The following is an 18,641-nucleotide window of genomic DNA, read 5'->3' as shown; positions in this document are numbered from 1 at the left end:
GCAGTTGAGCGCAGACATGAAAACTTTTTATGATTTTTACCACAACCCTGTCCGATTATCATTTGAAGATCATCCTTTTTCTGAAGAGCCGAAGCATGTGTGGGTGATTTGCCGTTACAAAGAACAATGGCTGCTCACCAAACATAAAGATCGGGGCTTAGAGTTCCCAGGAGGGAAAGTGGAAGAAGGAGAAACGGCCGAAGAAGCAGCAGTCCGAGAAGTACGAGAGGAAACAGGTGCAGAAATATCTCAGTTATCTTATATCGGCCAATATCATGTAGACGGGAAAGGTGGCACAGTGGTTAAGAACGTTTACTTTGCCATCATTGATGTTCTGGATGATCAGGAACATTATTTTGAAACATATGGTCCTGTCCTATTCCGTCACCTTCCTCGAAATTTGAAGGGGAATGAGCGATTCAGTTTTATGATGAAGGATGAAGTACTGCCGGAGTGCTTAAAAAGGGTCGAGAGTTTTTATTAAAACCAAGAAGAAGCCACCGCTTATTCTAATAGCGGTGGCTTCTTTTTATTATTTAAGAAGTTGGAACAAACACTCTTCAAGAGCCGTTATAGGTCGGTCCAGCCTGTTTGATTTCTTCACTGGCATAGGTGAATTTTTGGAAATTCTTATGAAATTGCTCAGCTAGAGCTTTAGCATTTTTATCATAATCATTTGTATTAGCCCATGTTTTTCTTGGGAACAATACTTCATCAGGCACTCCTGGACAATGGGCAGGTATTTTTAGACCGAAATATGGGTCGCGGTAAGTTTCTGCAGAGCTTAGTTCCCCTTCAAGAGCTGCATGAATCATCGCTCTGGTGTAGCTAAGCTTGATTCGTTGTCCCTCTCCATATGCTCCTCCAGACCAACCGGTATTTACAAGATACACATCTGTATTGAATTGGTCGATTTTCTCCCCTAGCATTTCTGCATACGTTGATGGAGCAAGAGGAAGGAAGGGGGATCCGAAGCAGGCAGAGAAAGTTGCCTGTGGTTCTGTGATACCTCGTTCTGTTCCAGCAAGTTTACTTGTATATCCACTTAAGAAGTGGTACATGGCTTGTTCCTTGGTCAGCTTGCTGATTGGTGGAAGAACTCCAGTAGCGTCTGCTGTCAAAAAGATTATCGCATTCGGATGACCGGCAATGCTGGGTTGAACGATGTTGTCAATATGTTCTATAGGATAAGCGGCCCGCGTGTTTTCTGTTAGCCTTGTATCATCAAAGTCAGGTTGGTTGCTACTCGGATGAAGAACAACATTTTCCAGCACAGACCCGAAGTGAATGGCATCATAAATTTGAGGCTCTTTTTCTTTGGATAGGTTTATGCATTTCGCATAACACCCACCTTCTATATTGAAAATCCCATAATTGGACCATGCGTGTTCATCGTCCCCGATCAACCTCCGTTGAGGGTCTGCTGATAGCGTAGTTTTGCCAGTTCCTGAAAGGCCGAAGAAAAGAGCGACATCGCCTTCCTTACCGACATTTGCCGAACAATGCATGGGAAGCACATTTTTTTCAGGCAACAAATAATTCATCACTGAAAAAATCGATTTTTTGATTTCTCCTGCATATTCCGTGCCACCGATTAGCACGATTCTATGTTTAAATGAAATCATGATGAATGCTTCTGAGTTCGTTCCATCCACTTCTGGATCCGCTTTGAATGTTGGGGCAGACACAACTGTGAACTCAGCGTCATGTTCCTTTACTTCTGTAGATTCGGGACGGATAAACATCTGTTGAGCGAACAGATTGTGCCAGGCAAACTCTGTAAGGACTTGGAGGGGGAGACGATAACGTTCATCCGCACCAGCAAATCCTTTAAACACGAATAGCTCGTTCCGATCCTTTAAATATTCCAATACTTTATGATATAACTTCACGAAGGTTCCGTCATCAATCGGTTGATTGACAGCTCCCCATTGGACTTTGTCAGTTGTGGTATCATCTTTGACTATGAATTTATCTCTCGGAGATCTTCCTGTATAAGTACCAGTTGTTGCTTGTATGGCCCCTTTTTCAGTCAGGGTTCCTTCGTTCCGATATAGAATCTTTTCCACGAGGTGTGGAACAGATAATTGATGATGCACATTATCTTGAGCTAGTAAAATATTCAATTCAGACATTTGATTAATGGTACTCATATTGTCGACCCGCCTTTACATTTAATTATGATCCACCTAATGTGAGATTAGTATAACACATTAAAACAATTAGTCCACACTATATGTGAAAATGCTTACAAGTTTTTTATTTGTATTTTTTGTGGAGAGAGGGGTTTCTGACTTCTGTAAAATAGTAATTAACATTACACTGTTTTTATGAAGGAATATGTTTTCGATTAAGTTTATGATGGCAGTTTATATACTCCCTTTCCACTTATTTAAAGGATTAAGAAAGCTAACGTAGACTTCCTTTATTGTATGACTTTAATTAAAGAAACGTTTACGGTTCTGAACGGAGGAATTCGATTGACAATAAAAGAGGTTTTAGGTACGATAACGGAGAACGGAAACTCTCTTATCCAGAGTTGGTGGAGGGACAGGCCCTTTGAAACCCAGCAACCGTCATGCGTAATGACACGGTGCTAACCTGAAGCAAGGAGTTAAAGCTCCTTGGACGATAAGAGCGAAAGGAAGCAGCCCCTTTCCTCGGTATAGGAAGGGTTTTTTCTTTTTTATAAAGAAATATCCAAGCAGAATAGCCTGTAGATATTCCTATGTAAAAGCTCCATTGGTTGTGAAAAATACTGCTGAATATATATGAAACTTGTTGAGAGTTTCTGCACATACTGGTAAAGAGTTCCGTCTAATACTTTGTACTTACAGAAGGAGGAGTTTTTGAGAATGCCAGCCAATCGCCGGTTATTCACATCAGAGTCTGTAACAGAAGGACATCCTGATAAAATTTGTGATCAGATTTCTGATGCCATTTTAGACGAAATTTTAAAAAACGACCCAAATGCTAGGGTTGCATGTGAGACAACAGTGACAACGGGACTAGTGCTGGTTTCGGGCGAAATCAGTACCAATACTTATGTCGATATTCCTGCTATCGTACGTCAGACGATTAAAGATATCGGGTACACGCGCGCTAAATATGGTTTTGATGCAGATACTTGTGCCGTTTTAACGGCTATAGACGAACAATCACCTGATATTGCAGGGGGAGTAGACGTAGCCCTTGAATCCAGAGAAGGTCAAATGAGTGACGACCAGATTGAAGCGATCGGAGCAGGAGACCAGGGCCTCATGTTCGGTTTTGCAAATAACGAAACGGAAGAGTTGATGCCACTTCCTATTTCCTTGGCCCACAAACTTTCCAAGCGTCTATCTGATGTAAGAAATGATGGTACTCTAGAGTACTTACGCCCGGATGGGAAAACCCAAGTGACTATTGAATACGATGAAAATGACCAACCGGTAAGGGTTGATACTATTGTCATTTCCACCCAGCATGCGGAAGAAGTGACATTACAGCAAATTCAAACAGACTTGAAAAAACATGTGATTGGTCCTGTGGTTCCTGAAGGTTACATTGATGAACAGACAAAATATTTCATTAATCCTACAGGCCGCTTTGTTATCGGTGGACCCCAAGGAGATGCAGGTTTAACTGGAAGAAAGATCATTGTAGATACTTATGGTGGTTATGCACGACATGGCGGTGGCGCCTTCAGTGGTAAGGATGCAACGAAAGTGGATCGCTCTGCTGCATACGCTGCCCGTTATGTTGCAAAAAACATTGTAGCTGCAGGCTTAGCTGATTCGGTAGAAGTTCAACTTGCTTATGCCATCGGTGTTGCTCAACCTGTCTCGATCTCCATTAATACCAATGGCACTGGAAAAGTTTCTGAAGAAAGACTTGTTGCCGCTGTGCGGGAGTTGTTTGATCTTCGTCCAGCAGGAATCATTAAAATGTTGGATTTAAGACGTCCGATTTACCGTCAGACAGCAGCTTATGGCCATTTTGGACGTACAGATGTAGAGTTTCCATGGGAACGCACCGACAAAGCCCAAGAATTGAAAGATCATTTGAAATAACACAAAAGTCCTCGCCATTCGACGGGGACTTTTGTATTATGTTCTGTGGCACTGTATCGTTTGCTTATGGTTATCCGCTCTTAGGAGAGTTTTCCTGTCCGCGTGTTCCCTGAGACATAGCATGACATCGGTGGTTTTCACGATTCTAATCTTGTCAACAAAGGATAACATGGTGAGTGATTCCGAGGAACTTGGTATGGCATAGGTGGTTGGAGAAAACGCCTGTGGGAATCTAGTCGTTTCTCACATCTTCGTTGACAGAATGCAATCGAGTCTTTTATTGAAAGAATCAATCTTGATGTTGTTTATAGTACTGGCCCTTTTCAACATAACTTTCTCTAATGCGGTTCAGTTCCTTAATATCCTCTTCATTCAGTTCCCTTATCACTTTAGCAGGTCGACCAAAGGCGAGGGTATTAGGTGGGATGACCTTTCCTGGTGGAACAAGACTGCCTGCTCCTATGAAGGCTTGCTCACCGATTTCAGCTCCATCAAGAATGAGGGATCCCATGCCTACCAAGGCATTTTTTTTAATGTGAGCGGAATGAAGTGTTACCTGGTGTCCAACTGTAACCCCATCCTCAATGATCAGCGGTTGGCCAGGACTCTGATGGAGAAGGCTCAAATCTTGAATGTTGGTGCCCTTACCGATATGTACGGGGGCGACGTCTCCACGTATGACCGTTTTAAACCAGATACTAGCATCCTCTTCAATCTTTACATCCCCAGTAATCACAGCATCTTCAGCAATGAAAGCACTTGAATGAATTTCAGGAATCTTTCCTTTATATTCGCAAATCATGATAAACCCCCTTATAATATGACTAATAATAGTATAACAGAAGGAAAGCGAGGAGAAGCTGTGAGGAAAATAGAATCTGCTCATGATCGAGCGACGGTAATTCTCGTGCATGGCGCATTCGAACATTCAGGCCGGTATCATGATTTAGTCGAGCAGTTACAAAAAGATGGCTATTCCGTTATTTACGGGGATCTTCCTGGTCAGGGGGAGTCAAGCGGTAAGAAAGGCCACATCCGTTCTTTTCATGATTATGTAAATACCATTCAACTGTGGCTCCAGCAGGCGGACCCGAATAAAAAGGTCTTTTTACTCGGACACAGCATGGGGGGATTAGCGGTAGTCCGTTTCATGCAGGTTGTACAACCGGATGTTGATGGTGTGGTGCTATCTTCCCCTGCTCTAGGCATATTAAATAAAGCGAGTGCTCCTTTGAATGCTGCTTCTTACATTTTGAATATGTTAATTCCTGCACTGAGAATTAAAGCCCCGCAAAACCCGGCATACATAACACGTAATAAGGACAAAATCACAGAGTATTCACAAGATCCTCTGATTGTTGATAGAGTATCCGTCCGCTGGTATCGTGAATTTCAAAAAGCGATAATAGAGGCTTTCAATGATATCAATCTCTTTCCCGATGTGCCGCTACTCGTTATGCAGGCGGAGGAAGATTATATGGTTGAAGTAAATAAAACGTCTGATTGGTTTGACAAAGTAAACGTGAAAGAGAAGAGGTATAAGCAGTGGCCTGGTCTTTACCACGAGATTTATAATGAGCCGGAATGGCGAGACGTTTATGAATATACGCTTTCCTTTTTGGATGATCAATTGAAATGAATGGAAGGAGTGTCCAATTTGATTCATTCTGTTCCGAACAATGCTTTCCACTTGATGTATAAGGTTTATAGAAATGTATTTCCTGCCGTCCATGCAGAGCTATCCTATTGGATTGAACGAGCTAAATCGATTCCTGATGAGGAACTTAGAACTCAGGCATTAGCAAGTATAGAAGAGAAGACATTCCATTGTGAAGGAGGATCGATTTACTCTGTTTTAGCAGGAGCAGAATCTGATAAGGCGATTCGTTTCGTTGTTGCATATCAGACAATAAGTGATTACCTTGATAACCTCTGCGATAGAAGTACATCTTTGGATCCTGACGATTTCCGAATGCTTCATCAAGCTATGACAGATGCATTGACTCCTGGGAACCAACCGCAGGATTACTATTTCTATCGGGAAGAAAAAGAGGATGGTCATTATCTTTCTGATTTGGTGAAAACCTGTCAAGAAGTACTTCAAACAGCGGAGGGATTTAACCATGTGCATGAACATGCTCTCAAGCTTGGGGGGCTTTATAGTGATTTGCAGGTACATAAGCATGTTGTAGAAGAAGAACGAATCCCGAGGTTGCAAAATTGGTTCAGTCATCACCAGGAGGAATGGCCTGAATTGAGTTGGTTTGAATTTTCAGCGTGTACAGGATCCACATTGGGGATTTTTTGTTTAGTTTCTTATGCTCTTAGTGGGAAAATGGATACCTCATTGGCAACTCAGATTGAACGGAGTTATTTTCCTTATATGCAGGGGCTGCATATTTTGTTGGATTATTATATTGACCAGGAAGAAGATGAGGAAGAGGGTGACCTCAATTTTTGTTCGTACTATGATCACGAAGAACAAATGAGAGCACGTTTCCAATACTTTGTTGAGAAGACGAATGAAGAGGTACGAAAACTCCCTGATCCTTTCTTCCATCAAATGATTCATAAGGGATTAGTCGGTATGTATTTAGCTGATCGCAAGGTAGGAAGGCTTAAAAATGCCAAAAGCTTTGTGAAGGATATGTTGAAGGTGAGTGGCAGAAAAGCGACCTTCTTTTACTATAATACTAAAATGTACAATAGATTGAAGCCTGGACGGGAATTGTAATCGACCAGGCTTATATAGTTATCTAAGAAATATTAAAATTCACTGCTGGAGGGGAGGCGATCATCATTCATTTTTATAGAATGGCAAAAAGATAAATAGGAAGATCAGAAAGGTTGTCACACTGAGTACTCCATACCATTCGAACTTTTCCCAAAGCGTCCCCACCGCTGTACTCCCGATAGCGACCCCGAGGTAATAACTGATCAAATAGAACCCGGAGGCCCCACTCCGATGATGAGTTGCTGACTTACTTACTAAGGCGGCTGCCATAGAATGTGCGACGAAGAATCCCATACAAATCAGGGATAACCCTATCATGATAAAAATTTCTGAAGGTATAGCTGTGAAGAAAACCCCTGCTATCAAAATGAGTACACCAGTGAACATCACTTTTTTCAACCCAATTGCATCAGAAAATCTCCCTGCTATGGGAGGTGCCAGCACCCCGAAAACATATGCAAAGTAAGTAAAGGAAATCGATTTCAAGGACCACGAGAAAGGCTCTTCGTTAAGATGAAAAGGAATGTACGTCCAAATGGCTGTGAACACAACTTGTAGTAAAACACCCAGAAGGAAAAGGACGAGCATGTGTACATTTTTTAAATGAACGAGCATACCACGTAAATCCTCCGTCATTCTTTGGTCCGTTTTTTTAAAAAAACGTTCTTTTGGAAACATGAACATAAACGAAATCATTGTCAGAAAACCGAATACCCCGAAGGACCAGATAGTGATACGCCAATCAAAAATATCAGTTAAGTAACCTCCGACCACCCGTCCTCCCATTCCGCCGAGCGCATTGCTGGATATATATAGAGTCATTGCAAGTCCCAGATGTTTGTGTGACATTTCTTCGCCTAAATATCCCATGGCAGCTGCAGGGATTCCGGCAAGGAAGAACCCTTGGACAAATCTCAATACTACCATCCATTCAAATGATGCGGTAAGAGGGAGGGCGAGCAAGGACAAGGCGGTAATCAACAGCGATCCTTTCATGACAAGTGAACGTCCATAACGATCGGCCAAAAACCCTAGCACGAAGAGTCCCATCACCATTGCTAACACACAGGACGACATAAGATAGCTCGATTCTGTTGCGGAAATGTTCAGCTGGCTTGCAAACACAGGCAAAAGTGGTTGAAACACATAAAGCGTAGAGAAAATGGAAAAGGAAGCGAGCATCAAAGCAATTGTGATACGCCAAAAGCTCGATTCTCCAGGCGTGTATGGTGTAGCCTTTTCATTTATCGCTTCCATCATTATCCTCCTTTAGATTTTAATGGAACCTTTCGGGGAATGTTGTTAAATCGATATCCCATACGAGAGGTAAATAAAAGTAAATCGCTATAGTAACAAGAATAACGGCCACTATATTCAGCAAAAATCCAGCTTTAGCCATGTCAGGGATTTTTAAGTAGCCTGAGCCGAAGACCACGGCGTTTGGCGGCGTTGCTACAGGGAGCATGAATGCACAGCTGGCGGCCACTCCTGCTGCAATCATTAAGCTGTAAGGATGAACGGAAATGGCACCTGCAAGGGATGCCATGATCGGAAACATCATCGTCGCTGTCGCAGTATTCGATGTAATTTCCGTTAAGAAAATGACAAGAACTGCAACGATGACGATTATCACAATCAAGTGAACTCCTTGGAAAATGGTTAATTGCATACCAATCCATTCGGCAAGACCGGTTTCCTGGAACCCTTCCGCAATGGCTAACCCGGCTCCGAAAAGCAGCAAAATACCCCACGGCAGACCTTTGGCTGTCTCCCAGTCAAGAAGATAATCGCCACGTTTAGTCTTCGATGGGATTAGAAAAAGAAGGACGGCTGCTGTCATAGCAATCATCGTGTCATTTATGTTTTCATTTATTTCGACCAAGATAAAGGATCTCGAAATCCATGCAAGAGCCGTAATCGAGAAAATGGTCATTACGATTTTTTCTTCTGAAATCATAGCACCGAGTGCGCGTCGTTCCTCTCTGATGACCTCCCGACCACCTGGAAGCTCTTTGACTCGCATTGGGTACGCAATTTTTACTAAATAAAACCATGCAATGGCTAAGAATATAAAGGACAAAGGTACTCCGAAAGCCATCCAGCCAGCAAAACTGATTTCGATTCCATAAGTTTGCTCGACGACTCCTTTAAAAATCGTGTTCGGAGGTGTACCAATCAATGTCGCTAACCCTCCAATAGAAGCACTATAGGCGATTCCCAGCATGACCGCCTTTCCGAAGTGGAAATCAGAATGGTCGACGGTTTCTCCTTTTTTCTTCAGTTGTTCTGATGCTTGGAAAATGACCGCCATTCCGATGGGCACCATCATCATCGCTGTAGCTGTGTTGGAAATCCACATCGAAAGTGCTCCCGTCGCAACCATGAAACCAAGGACGATCTGCTCGGTGCTTGTGCCGACAGAAGAGATGATGAAAAGAGCCATTCGCTTATGTAAATTCCATTTTTGCATCGCTAAAGCGATCAGGAATCCGCCCATAAAAAGGAAGATGGTATCATCTCCATAGGAAGAGGACGTCGCTCCACTATCCAATCCTCCTGTGATTGGAAATAAGACCAAAGGCAGTAATGATGTAGCTGGAATCGGCATCGCTTCAGTGATCCACCAGGTGGCAATCCAAAGGGTGCTACCCAGAATTGCGACCGCACTGTTTGATAAACCATCAGCTTCAAGGAATATCAATGTAAGCGCGAACAATAAAGGTCCTAAAATAAGACCGACCTTTTGCCTCGTATCGAATGATGGTCCTTTGTTCTTATCCTCCGAGGATTTATCGGTAGAGGTGGACGAATTGGTTGCCCCAGTGTCGCCTTTCCCCATGAACTTCATCAAGTCCTTCGCTTGGTGGTGCATTTCCCATAAACGCTCCCAATAATTCTTTAATATCGATTGGTAACTCATACGTTTTCCCCTCACTTTTATATAAATTATCAAATATGTTAGAATATTTATGAATTTTATCACATTTTGCATATGTATGTAAGATGGTCACTTTCATATAAGTAAAGAGGGATTATGTGAAATGGCTTCCATTGGAAATAAAAACCCCTACCCCCATCCAGAAAATGGAGGAGGGCAGGGGTTTTTCCTATTACTTATATAACAAATAGTGTTTTCTTACTTTTTCAAAGTCTTTTAAGTCATTTTCCCAGCGATCTTGCAGTGCATCGACAGAGTCTCCATTTTCAATTGCTTCGCGGATCCAGCCGTTACCGATCAAATTATCAAAGAAAGAGATACCGGAGGCATTCTCTGCACGGAATTCAAAGTCTTCTGGATACATGTCGTGAATCGTCTTCACAAGGTGCAGTCCGGTTAGAACCGGATTAAATTCATCGCGATCAAGGATGTGAAGTTGTACGCCATGTGAAAGCGTGCCCGCATGTTTCGAAAAGGATGGAGTAAACGATGCAGCTCGGAATTTGACACCAGGCAAGTTGAAATCATTCATTTCAGCTGCCAGATCGGTACTATCGATGAAAGGCGCACCAACTAGTTCAAACGGTTGTGTCGTGCCGCGTCCTTCTGATACGTTCGTACCTTCAATTAAAGCAGCACCCGGGTAGACATAGGCAGTCTCAACCGTCGGCATATTCGGTGATGGAGCGATGAAAGACATACCTGTATCATCATAATCCATACTCCGTTTATAGCCATCCATTTCAACCACTGTCAAATCAGCACCAATATTAAATTCCTTGTTAAAGAATTTCGCAAGCTCCCCAACGGTCATGCCGTGGCGAAGTGGAATCGGGTAGTTTCCAACGAAAGATTTGTAATCCTCATCAAGGACCGGTCCTTGGACTTTATCGCCGCCAATCGGGTTCGGTCGATCTAGGACGATGAATGGAATGTCGTTCTCTTGAGCAGCTTCCATTGCATACGCCATTGTGTAAATGTACGTATAGAATCTTGTTCCGACATCCTGGATATCAAACATCAACACATCGATGTCTTTCAACATTTCAGGTGTCGGTTTACGTGTCTCACCATAAAGACTGTATACAGGAAGACCTGTCTTTTCATCTTCATAATATTCGACATACTCTCCAGCTTGAGCGCTTCCCCGGACGCCATGTTCAGGTCCATATAGAGCTGTTAACTGGATATCTTCGTCATTGTGAAGGAGGTCAACAATGCTGTTCAAGTCTTGATCGACTCCCGTCGGATTAGTAATCAGACCGACATTTTCCCCCTCAATGAGATCCTTCTCTTCATCTAAAAGGACTTCCACTCCAAGTTTGAACTTTTCTCCTTTTTTCTTATCGTGTCCTTTGTGCTTCCCCGGATTTCCATTGTGATCCGCTAATACTACGGAGACTGCCGACCATGTCATCAGTAAAACAATCGCTAACATGAACCATTTTTTCAAAATAACCTCTCCCTTTATTGAATTAATAACTCAACCCTGTACCGTACCCGTACAATACTTCACTGTCTTGACCTGGGATGGTGACAGGTAATTGACCTGCCGGGTTATTTTTACCAAAGATGGTTGCAGCTGTCGCTTCAAAGCTTGCCTTTCTAAAGCCGTATTGAGCGATGAACGCATCCACCTCTGGATAGGTCATTACGTCATAAGGGTTACGAATTCCTACTCCTATAACAGGTGCCTCTGTACTGGCCATTACTTCGTCCATCAATCTCATTTGGGGATTACCTGCAGAGCGGCTTGACACATTATAGGTGTACGTGCCAAATATAATTTGATCAGCTTCTGCTACGATTTGTTTTTGCTCCTCTGTCAGCACGGTATCGCTTGAAGAGATTACCGTGGTGTTCGGTTGATGAGCTTTCAACGCGTCCCCAAGAGATCCGATATACGAATTCCCGATGACTACCACTTTTTCATTATCTGCATCATTAAGTGGCAAGACATTATCATTTTTCACTAATGTAATGGAACGTTCGGCTGCTTTTTTTTCTATTTCTTTATGTTCCTCAGAACCGACAATCTCTTTCGCTTCGGCTATTTTATCTTCTACAGATTGTGGGCTTTCTGATTTGATGATCCCGCGCTTCAACTTCAAAGTTAAAATGCGTTCAACGGATTCTTCGATTGTTACCATAGGTATTTCTCCATTATCGACCGCATCATAAAGTCCTTCTGCGACTTCTTCTAATCCTACTGGCATGAGGATGATGTCTGTCCCAGCATTCACCGCACGAATCACGGCATCGACAGGACCGAAATGGTCAGCGATGGCTTTCATATTCAATGCATCTGTAATGACGAGACCTTCATATCCCATTTCATCACGCATAAGACCTGTTAAAACTTTTTCAGATAAGGTAGCAGGCAATGCAATTTCAGTCCCATCCTTTTGCGAGATGACTTTTGTGTCATCGATTTTCGGGAAGGTAACGTGAGCTGTCATAATCGCGTCAATATCTGCATCCATCGCTTGTTGGAAAGGGTACAACTCTACCTTTTTCAAACGTTCAAGATCATGAGGTACCTCCGGCAAGCCGAGGTGGGAATCAACAGCTGTATCTCCGTGTCCTGGGAAGTGTTTAGCAGTTGCCGCTACGCCTGTCTCTTGCAGACCTTTTGTATAAGCCACGCCCAATTGACCGACGAGTTCAGGATCTTCACCAAATGAACGAACTCCGATAACCGGGTTGTCAGGATTATTGTTCACATCCATCACAGGCGCAAGGTTCATATTAATGCCTAGAGAAGTAAGCTCTTCACCGATCGCTCGTCCGACATTTTGAGTTATTTCTTCTGAACGTGTGGCACCAAGAGCCATGTTGCCCGGCATATCCGTTCCCGACTGCAGACGCGTCACGATTCCGCCTTCCTGATCGATCGTCATCAACAGTCCGTATTTTTCAGAAGCTTGTTGATACTCAGAGACAAGCTTAGCTGTCTGTTCTGTTGTGACCACATTTTCACGGAATAGAATCACACCTCCGAGATGATACTGCTCAACAAGGTTTTCAATTTCAGGAAGCATTTCCGTGACATTCTCTCCATCCCAAGTGCGGAAATCCGGCATGATCATCTGGCCGACTTTTTCCTCCATCGTCATGTTCTCAAGAGCATGAGAAATGAGGTCATAGCGATCTCCTTGTTCTTTAATAATGGTTGGTTTAAAATCAGGTTTCCCTTTGGTAGAACGGTCCGGTTTGAAATCAAAAGCTATGCGGTCTTCATGGGTGCCGTCGCTTACAGTGATCCATGCCCTTCCTGGCTTACCAGTGAATGTCACTTTTCCGTTCCCATCAACTGTGGCGACGTTGCGGTTCTTCGACGACCACTCGATTCCATCTTCTACTAATTTAAAGTGGCCATCTTCATAGACGTTCAAGGCGTCAAGAGTAAACGAATCACTTTCCAAAGTTACATCGCTCTGGGGAACATTTTGCAGGATGATCAAATCCGGAATTTTTCCTATTTCAGATGCTTTCGCCTGTTGACCCGTCAGAACCTGCGGCAGCAACATGCAAAGGGACAGTGTCGCAATGAACAACCCTTTACTAAGCTTTCTCATTCAACATTCCTCCTTGATATATCTATTTGTAAAAGTCGAGCCGTTATCCTAACGGTCCAACCTTCGCAAAGCCAAAAGAAGTTGTTTCTTGTCATATAAAAGTAATTGAAGAGAGGTAGAAAAGAAGAATCATGAGACTACTTGTTGGAAGCGTTTACATATTGTAATAAAAGCGTAACGGAGAAGTGCTATAGTCGTCTATACCACTTAAGACCTTTATTCCTGATATTCCCATGGTTTTCTTGTACTTTTCTCCTGCTACAATAGAATCATTTTGGAAATTTAATTAGTTATCTTATAAAGTAAATGTAGAAAAGTACAAAAGCACCCCTTCGGAAAGAGATGCTTTTGCTATTCGTTCGTTTCTCTATTCACCCGCTTTTAGATTTTCTCAATAGCCAAGATAAATGGTGGTGTATTTTTTTTATTAATAAACTCATAATTTAAAACTTGGTGATTTTTTGAATCTAAGGATGTGACATACTCTAAGAGTGCATCCTTCTCTTTTCTTCCTCCTGGGTGTCCGTGATAGACGACAAGGACGATAAGTCCACCTTTTTTCAATGTGGCAAGCACACTTTTCACAGACTCAATCGTCCCTTCAGGCTTCGTGATAATTGTTTTATCACTACCAGGTAAATAGCCTAAGTTGTAAATGGCTGCCTGAACATTTCCTTTATGTTCGGTCTGTAAGTACTCTTGGACATGTACATGTGAATCATAAATGACAGTGGATTGTTCACTAACTCCTTCTTTTCTTAGCCTTTCCTTAGTATTGTTAATCGCCTCTTCTTGAACATCAAAAGCATACACATGGCCTGTCTCACCGACAATTTTTGCAAGAAACGCTGTATCGTATCCATTTCCGCAGGTGCCATCAACAACAATGTCACCTTTCTGAACAGCTCTCTCCATTAGTGAATGAGCAAAATCTAATATTCGATCTAATATCATCAGGACTCCTCCATTATTTATTTTCCTGTGTATTGTAGCATGAAATTTCCAAAATGGATTATTTCAACAAATACCTTGTGTGGGCGTCCACTGCTTGACAAAGGGGGTTCAATTCATTAAGATACGAATATAAATAGTATGACGTAGAAAAGGAGTAGTAATGCTTTTATTCAAGAAATAGAGAGGCAGCGGCTGGTGAAAGCTGTCCTTGGATATCATGAACTCGCCTTGGATGTCGCAGGAATGAACACCAGTAGTTTCTGCCGGTTTGGTCGCCGTTATCGACGTCAAGTTGAACACTAATATGTGTTAATTTGGGTGGTACCGCGGGAATCAAGCCTCTCGTCCCATATAGGGATGAGGGGCTTTTTATATTTTTATAGAGAACATGAGGAGGAAAAGAAATGGCTTTTGATCATAAAAAGATTGAGAAGAAATGGCAAAAGTTCTGGCTTGAAGAAAAGACATTTAAGACAGACACCTATTCGAACAAAAAGAAATTCTATGCATTAGACATGTTTCCATACCCATCAGGGGCAGGATTGCATGTGGGACACCCGGAAGGATACACAGCTACGGATATACTTTCCCGTATGAAGCGTATGCAAGGTTATGAAGTCCTGCATCCAATTGGCTGGGATGCGTTTGGTTTACCTGCAGAACAGTATGCTCTTGACACTGGGAATGACCCTGAAGAATTTACAAGAAAAAATATCGATACGTTCCGTCGTCAGATACAGGAACTTGGGTTTTCTTATGACTGGGATCGTGAAGTAAATACAACAGATCCGGATTATTATAAATGGACTCAATGGATTTTCTTGAAACTATATGAAAAAGGATTGGCTTATATTGACGAAGTTGCGGTCAACTGGTGCCCAGCGCTAGGAACAGTACTTGCAAACGAAGAAGTGATTGATGGTAGAAGTGAACGGGGAGACCATCCTGTAGAGCGCCGTCCGATGAAACAATGGATGCTGAAAATTACAGCATATGCTGATCGCCTCCTGGAAGATTTGGAAGAGTTGGATTGGCCAGAGAGCATCAAAGATATGCAACGCAACTGGATTGGAAAATCAGAGGGGGCAGAAGTATCTTTTGAAATCGATGATACGGAACGTTCCTTTGATGTCTTTACGACTCGTCCAGATACATTGTTCGGTGCAACTTATGCCGTACTAGCACCGGAACATCCATTGGTGGATGAGATTGTCACATCAGAACAGAAAGAAGCAGTAGGGACATATATTGAAAAAGCACAAAACAAGAGTGACCTTGAACGTACAGACTTGGCAAAAGACAAGTCCGGTGTCTTTACAGGGGCTTATGCAATCAACCCGATTAATGGTGAAAAGCTCCCGATTTGGGTAGCCGATTATGTATTGATGAGCTATGGTAGTGGAGCTATTATGGCAGTTCCTGCTCATGATGAACGAGATTACGAGTTTGCTCAGAAATTTGAGCTTCCAATAATCCCTGTGGTTGAGGGGGGGAATGTCGAAGAAGCTGCCTACACGGAAGATGGTCCGCATATCAATTCCGGCTTTTTAAATGGTCTGGATAAAGAAGAAGCCATTAATAAAGCAATTGAATGGTTGGAAGAAAACGGTAAAGGGAAAAAGCAGACAACTTACCGTCTTCGGGATTGGTTGTTCAGTCGCCAAAGATATTGGGGTGAACCGATCCCGGTTATTCATTGGGAAGATGGTTCAATAACTCCTGTTAAAGAGGAAGAACTTCCTATTCAACTTCCAAAAACGACAGAGATTAAACCTTCGGGTACAGGAGAGTCTCCACTTGCTAATATTGATGAGTGGGTAAATGTCGTCGATCCTGAAACGGGCATGAAAGGTAGAAGAGAAACAAACACGATGCCACAATGGGCAGGTAGTTGCTGGTATTATTTGCGGTATATTGATGCTAATAATGACGAAATATTTGCTGATTATGAAGCATTGAAAAAATGGCTTCCGGTCGATGTATACATCGGTGGGGCTGAACACGCTGTTCTACACTTACTTTACGCTCGCTTCTGGCATAAAGTCCTTTACGATGCAGGTGTAGTACCTACCAAAGAGCCATTCCAAAAACTATTCAATCAGGGAATGATCCTTGGGGAGAACAATGAAAAGATGAGCAAGTCAAAAGGAAATGTCGTAAACCCAGATGACATCGTGTATTCCCATGGTGCAGACACCCTTCGACTGTACGAGATGTTCATGGGTCCATTGGATGCTTCTGTAGCCTGGTCTACAAATGGTTTAGATGGGGCTCGTCGTTTCCTTGACCGGGTATGGAGATTATTCGTAACCGAGGGAGAACTGTCTGAAGCGGTCAAAGAAGACACAAGTGACACAACACTTGAAAAAGTTTATCATGAGACAGTGAAGAAAGTGACTGAAAACTTCGAAGAGCTACGATTTAATACTGGCATTTCCCAAATGATGGTCTTCATCAATGAAGGGTATAAAGCAGATGTACTACCGAAAGAGTATGTAGAAGGTTTCGTTAAACTTCTGTCCCCTGTTGCTCCACACTTATCGGAGGAGATATGGGAAAAATTAGGGCATGAAGAAACGGTTAGTTACCAAAACTGGCCTAGGTTTGATGAGTCTAAGCTTGTGGAAGACGAAGTTGAAATTGTCGTTCAGGTGATGGGTAAAGTGAGAGCGAAAATGATGGTAAACAAAGATGCTTCCAAAGAGGACTTAGAAAAACAAGCACTTGAAGATAGTAATGTGCAACAATGGCTAGAAGGAAAGACGGTACGTAAAGTGATCGCTGTTCCAGGGAAGTTGGTAAACATTGTAGCAAATTAATAATGGGGCACCTTGTATTTAAAATACGAGGTGCTTCCTTTTTCTCGGCAGATTAAATGAACAGATACCTTGACTTTGAGATATACTGAATTAAAATGTAGGTGCAAACAAATACATTGGAGGGATAAGAATGAGTCAGATCAAAGAAATAACACCACAACAAGTGGAAGAGAAAATTAAACAAAATGAAGATATTACAGTTATAGATGTAAGAGAAGACGAAGAGGTTGCTCAAGGCATGGTTCCAAATGCTAAACACATCCGATTGGCTGACATTCCGCAAAAAGTGGAGGAACTTCCGAAAGAACAGGAGTATGTAATGGTTTGCCGTTCTGGACGCCGTAGTATGAATGCAGCAGAATTCATGCAAGGGAAAGGTTTTTCCAAGGTGCAAAATATGGAAGGCGGAATGTTGAAATGGGATGGAGAGCTAGTTTTTTAGTTGTGAAAGGATAACAAAACATGGGGTTAATATACGGATCTGTTGTTATTTTAGTATTACTGATTATTCATCATTACTATGAAAAAATGATATTGAAACCTTACCATCAACAATTCATTCCCGGGTCTGATTTTTGTATAATCGATATTAGAGATTATATAAGCGCCTATCGTTCACCTTACCCGGGAGCTGAAAATATCCCTCTAAGTTACTTGCCAAGGTTTTTAAAGGAAAGTTTCGATTGCCCGAAACAAGTTCTTCTCGTAACAGATGATAAGCGCGGAGCGAAGTTGGCAGCTAAAATGATTAGAAAAAAAAGACACAAATCAGTTTATTATATTCACTCTGGTCGCAGACCCTCTTCCTTATGAGGGTCTCTTTTTTTATATTATAACCCCTCCTTTAATAGGAGGTAATTGAGGTGAGTGAATTATATATTGGAAAATCTATAAAACTATTGACGAACTTAATTAAGACATGTATTATAGTAAACGTTGCTCATTTGAAAGCGCAAAAGAAAGCTTTGGAATAAATAACTATAAAAGATATTGACGATTGATAGTTTACTATGCTATCATTTAATCACTGTCGCATTAAGAAAGTGACGAACCGTAAACAGCTTAATAAAATAAATCATAATAAAGTTGTTGACGAAAACAACTGGAAATGATATATTTATTAAGTCGCTTTTTTAAAGCGGCGAACAAAACATTTGATCTTTGAAAACTGAACGAACCAACCAGTACGTCAAAACTTTTCTTCTTTTATAGAAGAGATTTTAAACAAGCACATTCGGTGTGCGAATGAGCAAGTCAAACTTAACTTTTATGGAGAGTTTGATCCTGGCTCAGGACGAACGCTGGCGGCGTGCCTAATACATGCAAGTCGAGCGCGGGAAGCGAGTGGATCCTCATCTGAGGTGAAGCTCGTGGAACGAGCGGCGGACGGGTGAGTAACACGTGGGCAACCTGCCTGTAAGACCGGAATAACCCCGGGAAACCGGGGCTAATGCCGGGTAATACTTTTCTTCGCATGAAGGAAAGTTGAAAGATGGCTTCTTGCTATCACTTACAGATGGGCCCGCGGCGCATTAGCTAGTTGGTGAGGTAACGGCTCACCAAGGC

14 protein-coding genes, 1 rRNA gene, 1 riboswitch and 1 other annotated feature are annotated in these 18,641 nt (G+C 42.3%); of the genes, 8 read left to right on the top strand and 7 right to left on the bottom strand.

Annotated elements, in window-relative coordinates; genetic code table 11:
• Positions 1–16 precede the first annotated feature (16 nt).
• A complete protein-coding gene (gene ytkD / locus BMZ58_RS03235) occupies positions 17–484 on the top strand; it encodes an RNA deprotection pyrophosphohydrolase (RefSeq protein ID WP_075035611.1) in 468 nt (155 codons plus the stop codon).
• A gap of 76 nt (positions 485–560) precedes the next feature.
• Here the strand turns inward: ytkD and pckA are convergent, their stop codons facing one another.
• The gene (gene pckA, locus BMZ58_RS03230; RefSeq protein WP_075035135.1) at positions 561–2,153 is read right to left on the bottom strand and encodes a phosphoenolpyruvate carboxykinase (ATP); all 1,593 of its coding nucleotides are present in this window, start codon (positions 2,151–2,153) and stop codon (positions 561–563) included.
• A gap of 373 nt (positions 2,154–2,526) precedes the next feature.
• Positions 2,527–2,638: riboswitch (SAM riboswitch) on the top strand.
• A 217-nt stretch (positions 2,639–2,855) separates the two neighbouring features.
• Here pckA and metK point away from each other — a divergent pair.
• The gene (gene metK / locus BMZ58_RS03225) at positions 2,856–4,052 is read left to right on the top strand and encodes a methionine adenosyltransferase (RefSeq protein ID WP_075035134.1); all 1,197 of its coding nucleotides are present in this window, start codon (positions 2,856–2,858) and stop codon (positions 4,050–4,052) included.
• Between the two features lie 289 nt (positions 4,053–4,341).
• On the opposite strand, the gene BMZ58_RS03220 is transcribed toward metK, so the two are convergent.
• The gene (locus BMZ58_RS03220; RefSeq protein ID WP_075035133.1) at positions 4,342–4,854 is read right to left on the bottom strand and encodes a gamma carbonic anhydrase; all 513 of its coding nucleotides are present in this window, start codon (positions 4,852–4,854) and stop codon (positions 4,342–4,344) included.
• 18 nt (positions 4,855–4,872) lie between these two features.
• Between BMZ58_RS03220 and BMZ58_RS03215 the strand changes: the two genes are divergently transcribed.
• A complete protein-coding gene (locus tag BMZ58_RS03215; RefSeq protein ID WP_083412550.1) occupies positions 4,873–5,691 on the top strand; it encodes an alpha/beta hydrolase in 819 nt (272 codons plus the stop codon).
• Between the two features lie 54 nt (positions 5,692–5,745).
• A complete protein-coding gene (locus BMZ58_RS03210; RefSeq protein ID WP_244151499.1) occupies positions 5,746–6,786 on the top strand; it encodes a tetraprenyl-beta-curcumene synthase family protein in 1,041 nt (346 codons plus the stop codon).
• 63 nt (positions 6,787–6,849) lie between these two features.
• Here BMZ58_RS03210 and BMZ58_RS03205 read toward each other — a convergent pair whose 3' ends face one another.
• The 5 genes from BMZ58_RS03205 to mnmM form a co-directional block, all read right to left on the bottom strand.
• Positions 6,850–8,043 (bottom strand): MFS transporter, encoded by a 1,194-nt coding sequence (locus BMZ58_RS03205; RefSeq protein WP_075035130.1) that lies wholly within the window; start codon positions 8,041–8,043, stop codon positions 6,850–6,852.
• Between the two features lie 19 nt (positions 8,044–8,062).
• Positions 8,063–9,706, bottom strand: a complete 1,644-nt coding sequence (locus tag BMZ58_RS03200) for an SLC13 family permease (protein WP_075035129.1) — start codon at positions 9,704–9,706, stop codon at positions 8,063–8,065.
• 190 nt (positions 9,707–9,896) lie between these two features.
• Positions 9,897–11,177 (bottom strand): exo-beta-N-acetylmuramidase NamZ family protein, encoded by a 1,281-nt coding sequence (locus tag BMZ58_RS03195; RefSeq protein ID WP_075035128.1) that lies wholly within the window; start codon positions 11,175–11,177, stop codon positions 9,897–9,899.
• A 22-nt stretch (positions 11,178–11,199) separates the two neighbouring features.
• The gene (locus BMZ58_RS03190; protein WP_075035127.1) at positions 11,200–13,302 is read right to left on the bottom strand and encodes a glycoside hydrolase family 3 protein; all 2,103 of its coding nucleotides are present in this window, start codon (positions 13,300–13,302) and stop codon (positions 11,200–11,202) included.
• A gap of 381 nt (positions 13,303–13,683) precedes the next feature.
• Entirely contained in the window at positions 13,684–14,256 is a 573-nt protein-coding gene (mnmM, locus tag BMZ58_RS03185; protein ID WP_075035126.1) for a tRNA 5-(aminomethyl)-2-thiouridylate-methyltransferase MnmM, read from the bottom strand.
• Between the two features lie 135 nt (positions 14,257–14,391).
• Positions 14,392–14,609: a binding site (T-box leader), on the top strand.
• Positions 14,610–14,660: 51 nt separating this feature from the next.
• Here mnmM and leuS point away from each other — a divergent pair.
• From leuS to BMZ58_RS03165, 4 genes are all read left to right on the top strand, one after another.
• Positions 14,661–17,075, top strand: a complete 2,415-nt coding sequence (gene leuS, locus BMZ58_RS03180) for a leucine--tRNA ligase (protein ID WP_075035125.1) — start codon at positions 14,661–14,663, stop codon at positions 17,073–17,075.
• A gap of 130 nt (positions 17,076–17,205) precedes the next feature.
• The gene (locus tag BMZ58_RS03175; protein ID WP_075035124.1) at positions 17,206–17,517 is read left to right on the top strand and encodes a rhodanese-like domain-containing protein; all 312 of its coding nucleotides are present in this window, start codon (positions 17,206–17,208) and stop codon (positions 17,515–17,517) included.
• A gap of 20 nt (positions 17,518–17,537) precedes the next feature.
• Positions 17,538–17,888, top strand: coding sequence for a rhodanese-like domain-containing protein (locus BMZ58_RS03170; protein WP_075035123.1), 351 nt, complete (start codon positions 17,538–17,540; stop codon positions 17,886–17,888).
• A gap of 453 nt (positions 17,889–18,341) precedes the next feature.
• Positions 18,342–18,641, top strand: a 16S ribosomal RNA gene (locus tag BMZ58_RS03165); the annotation flags it as partial.

It is taken from the genome of Halobacillus dabanensis, from assembly GCF_900114165.1.
Taxonomy (GTDB): domain Bacteria; phylum Bacillota; class Bacilli; order Bacillales; family Halobacillaceae; genus Halobacillus; species Halobacillus dabanensis.
This window is presented reverse-complemented; position numbering and strand designations above follow the sequence as displayed.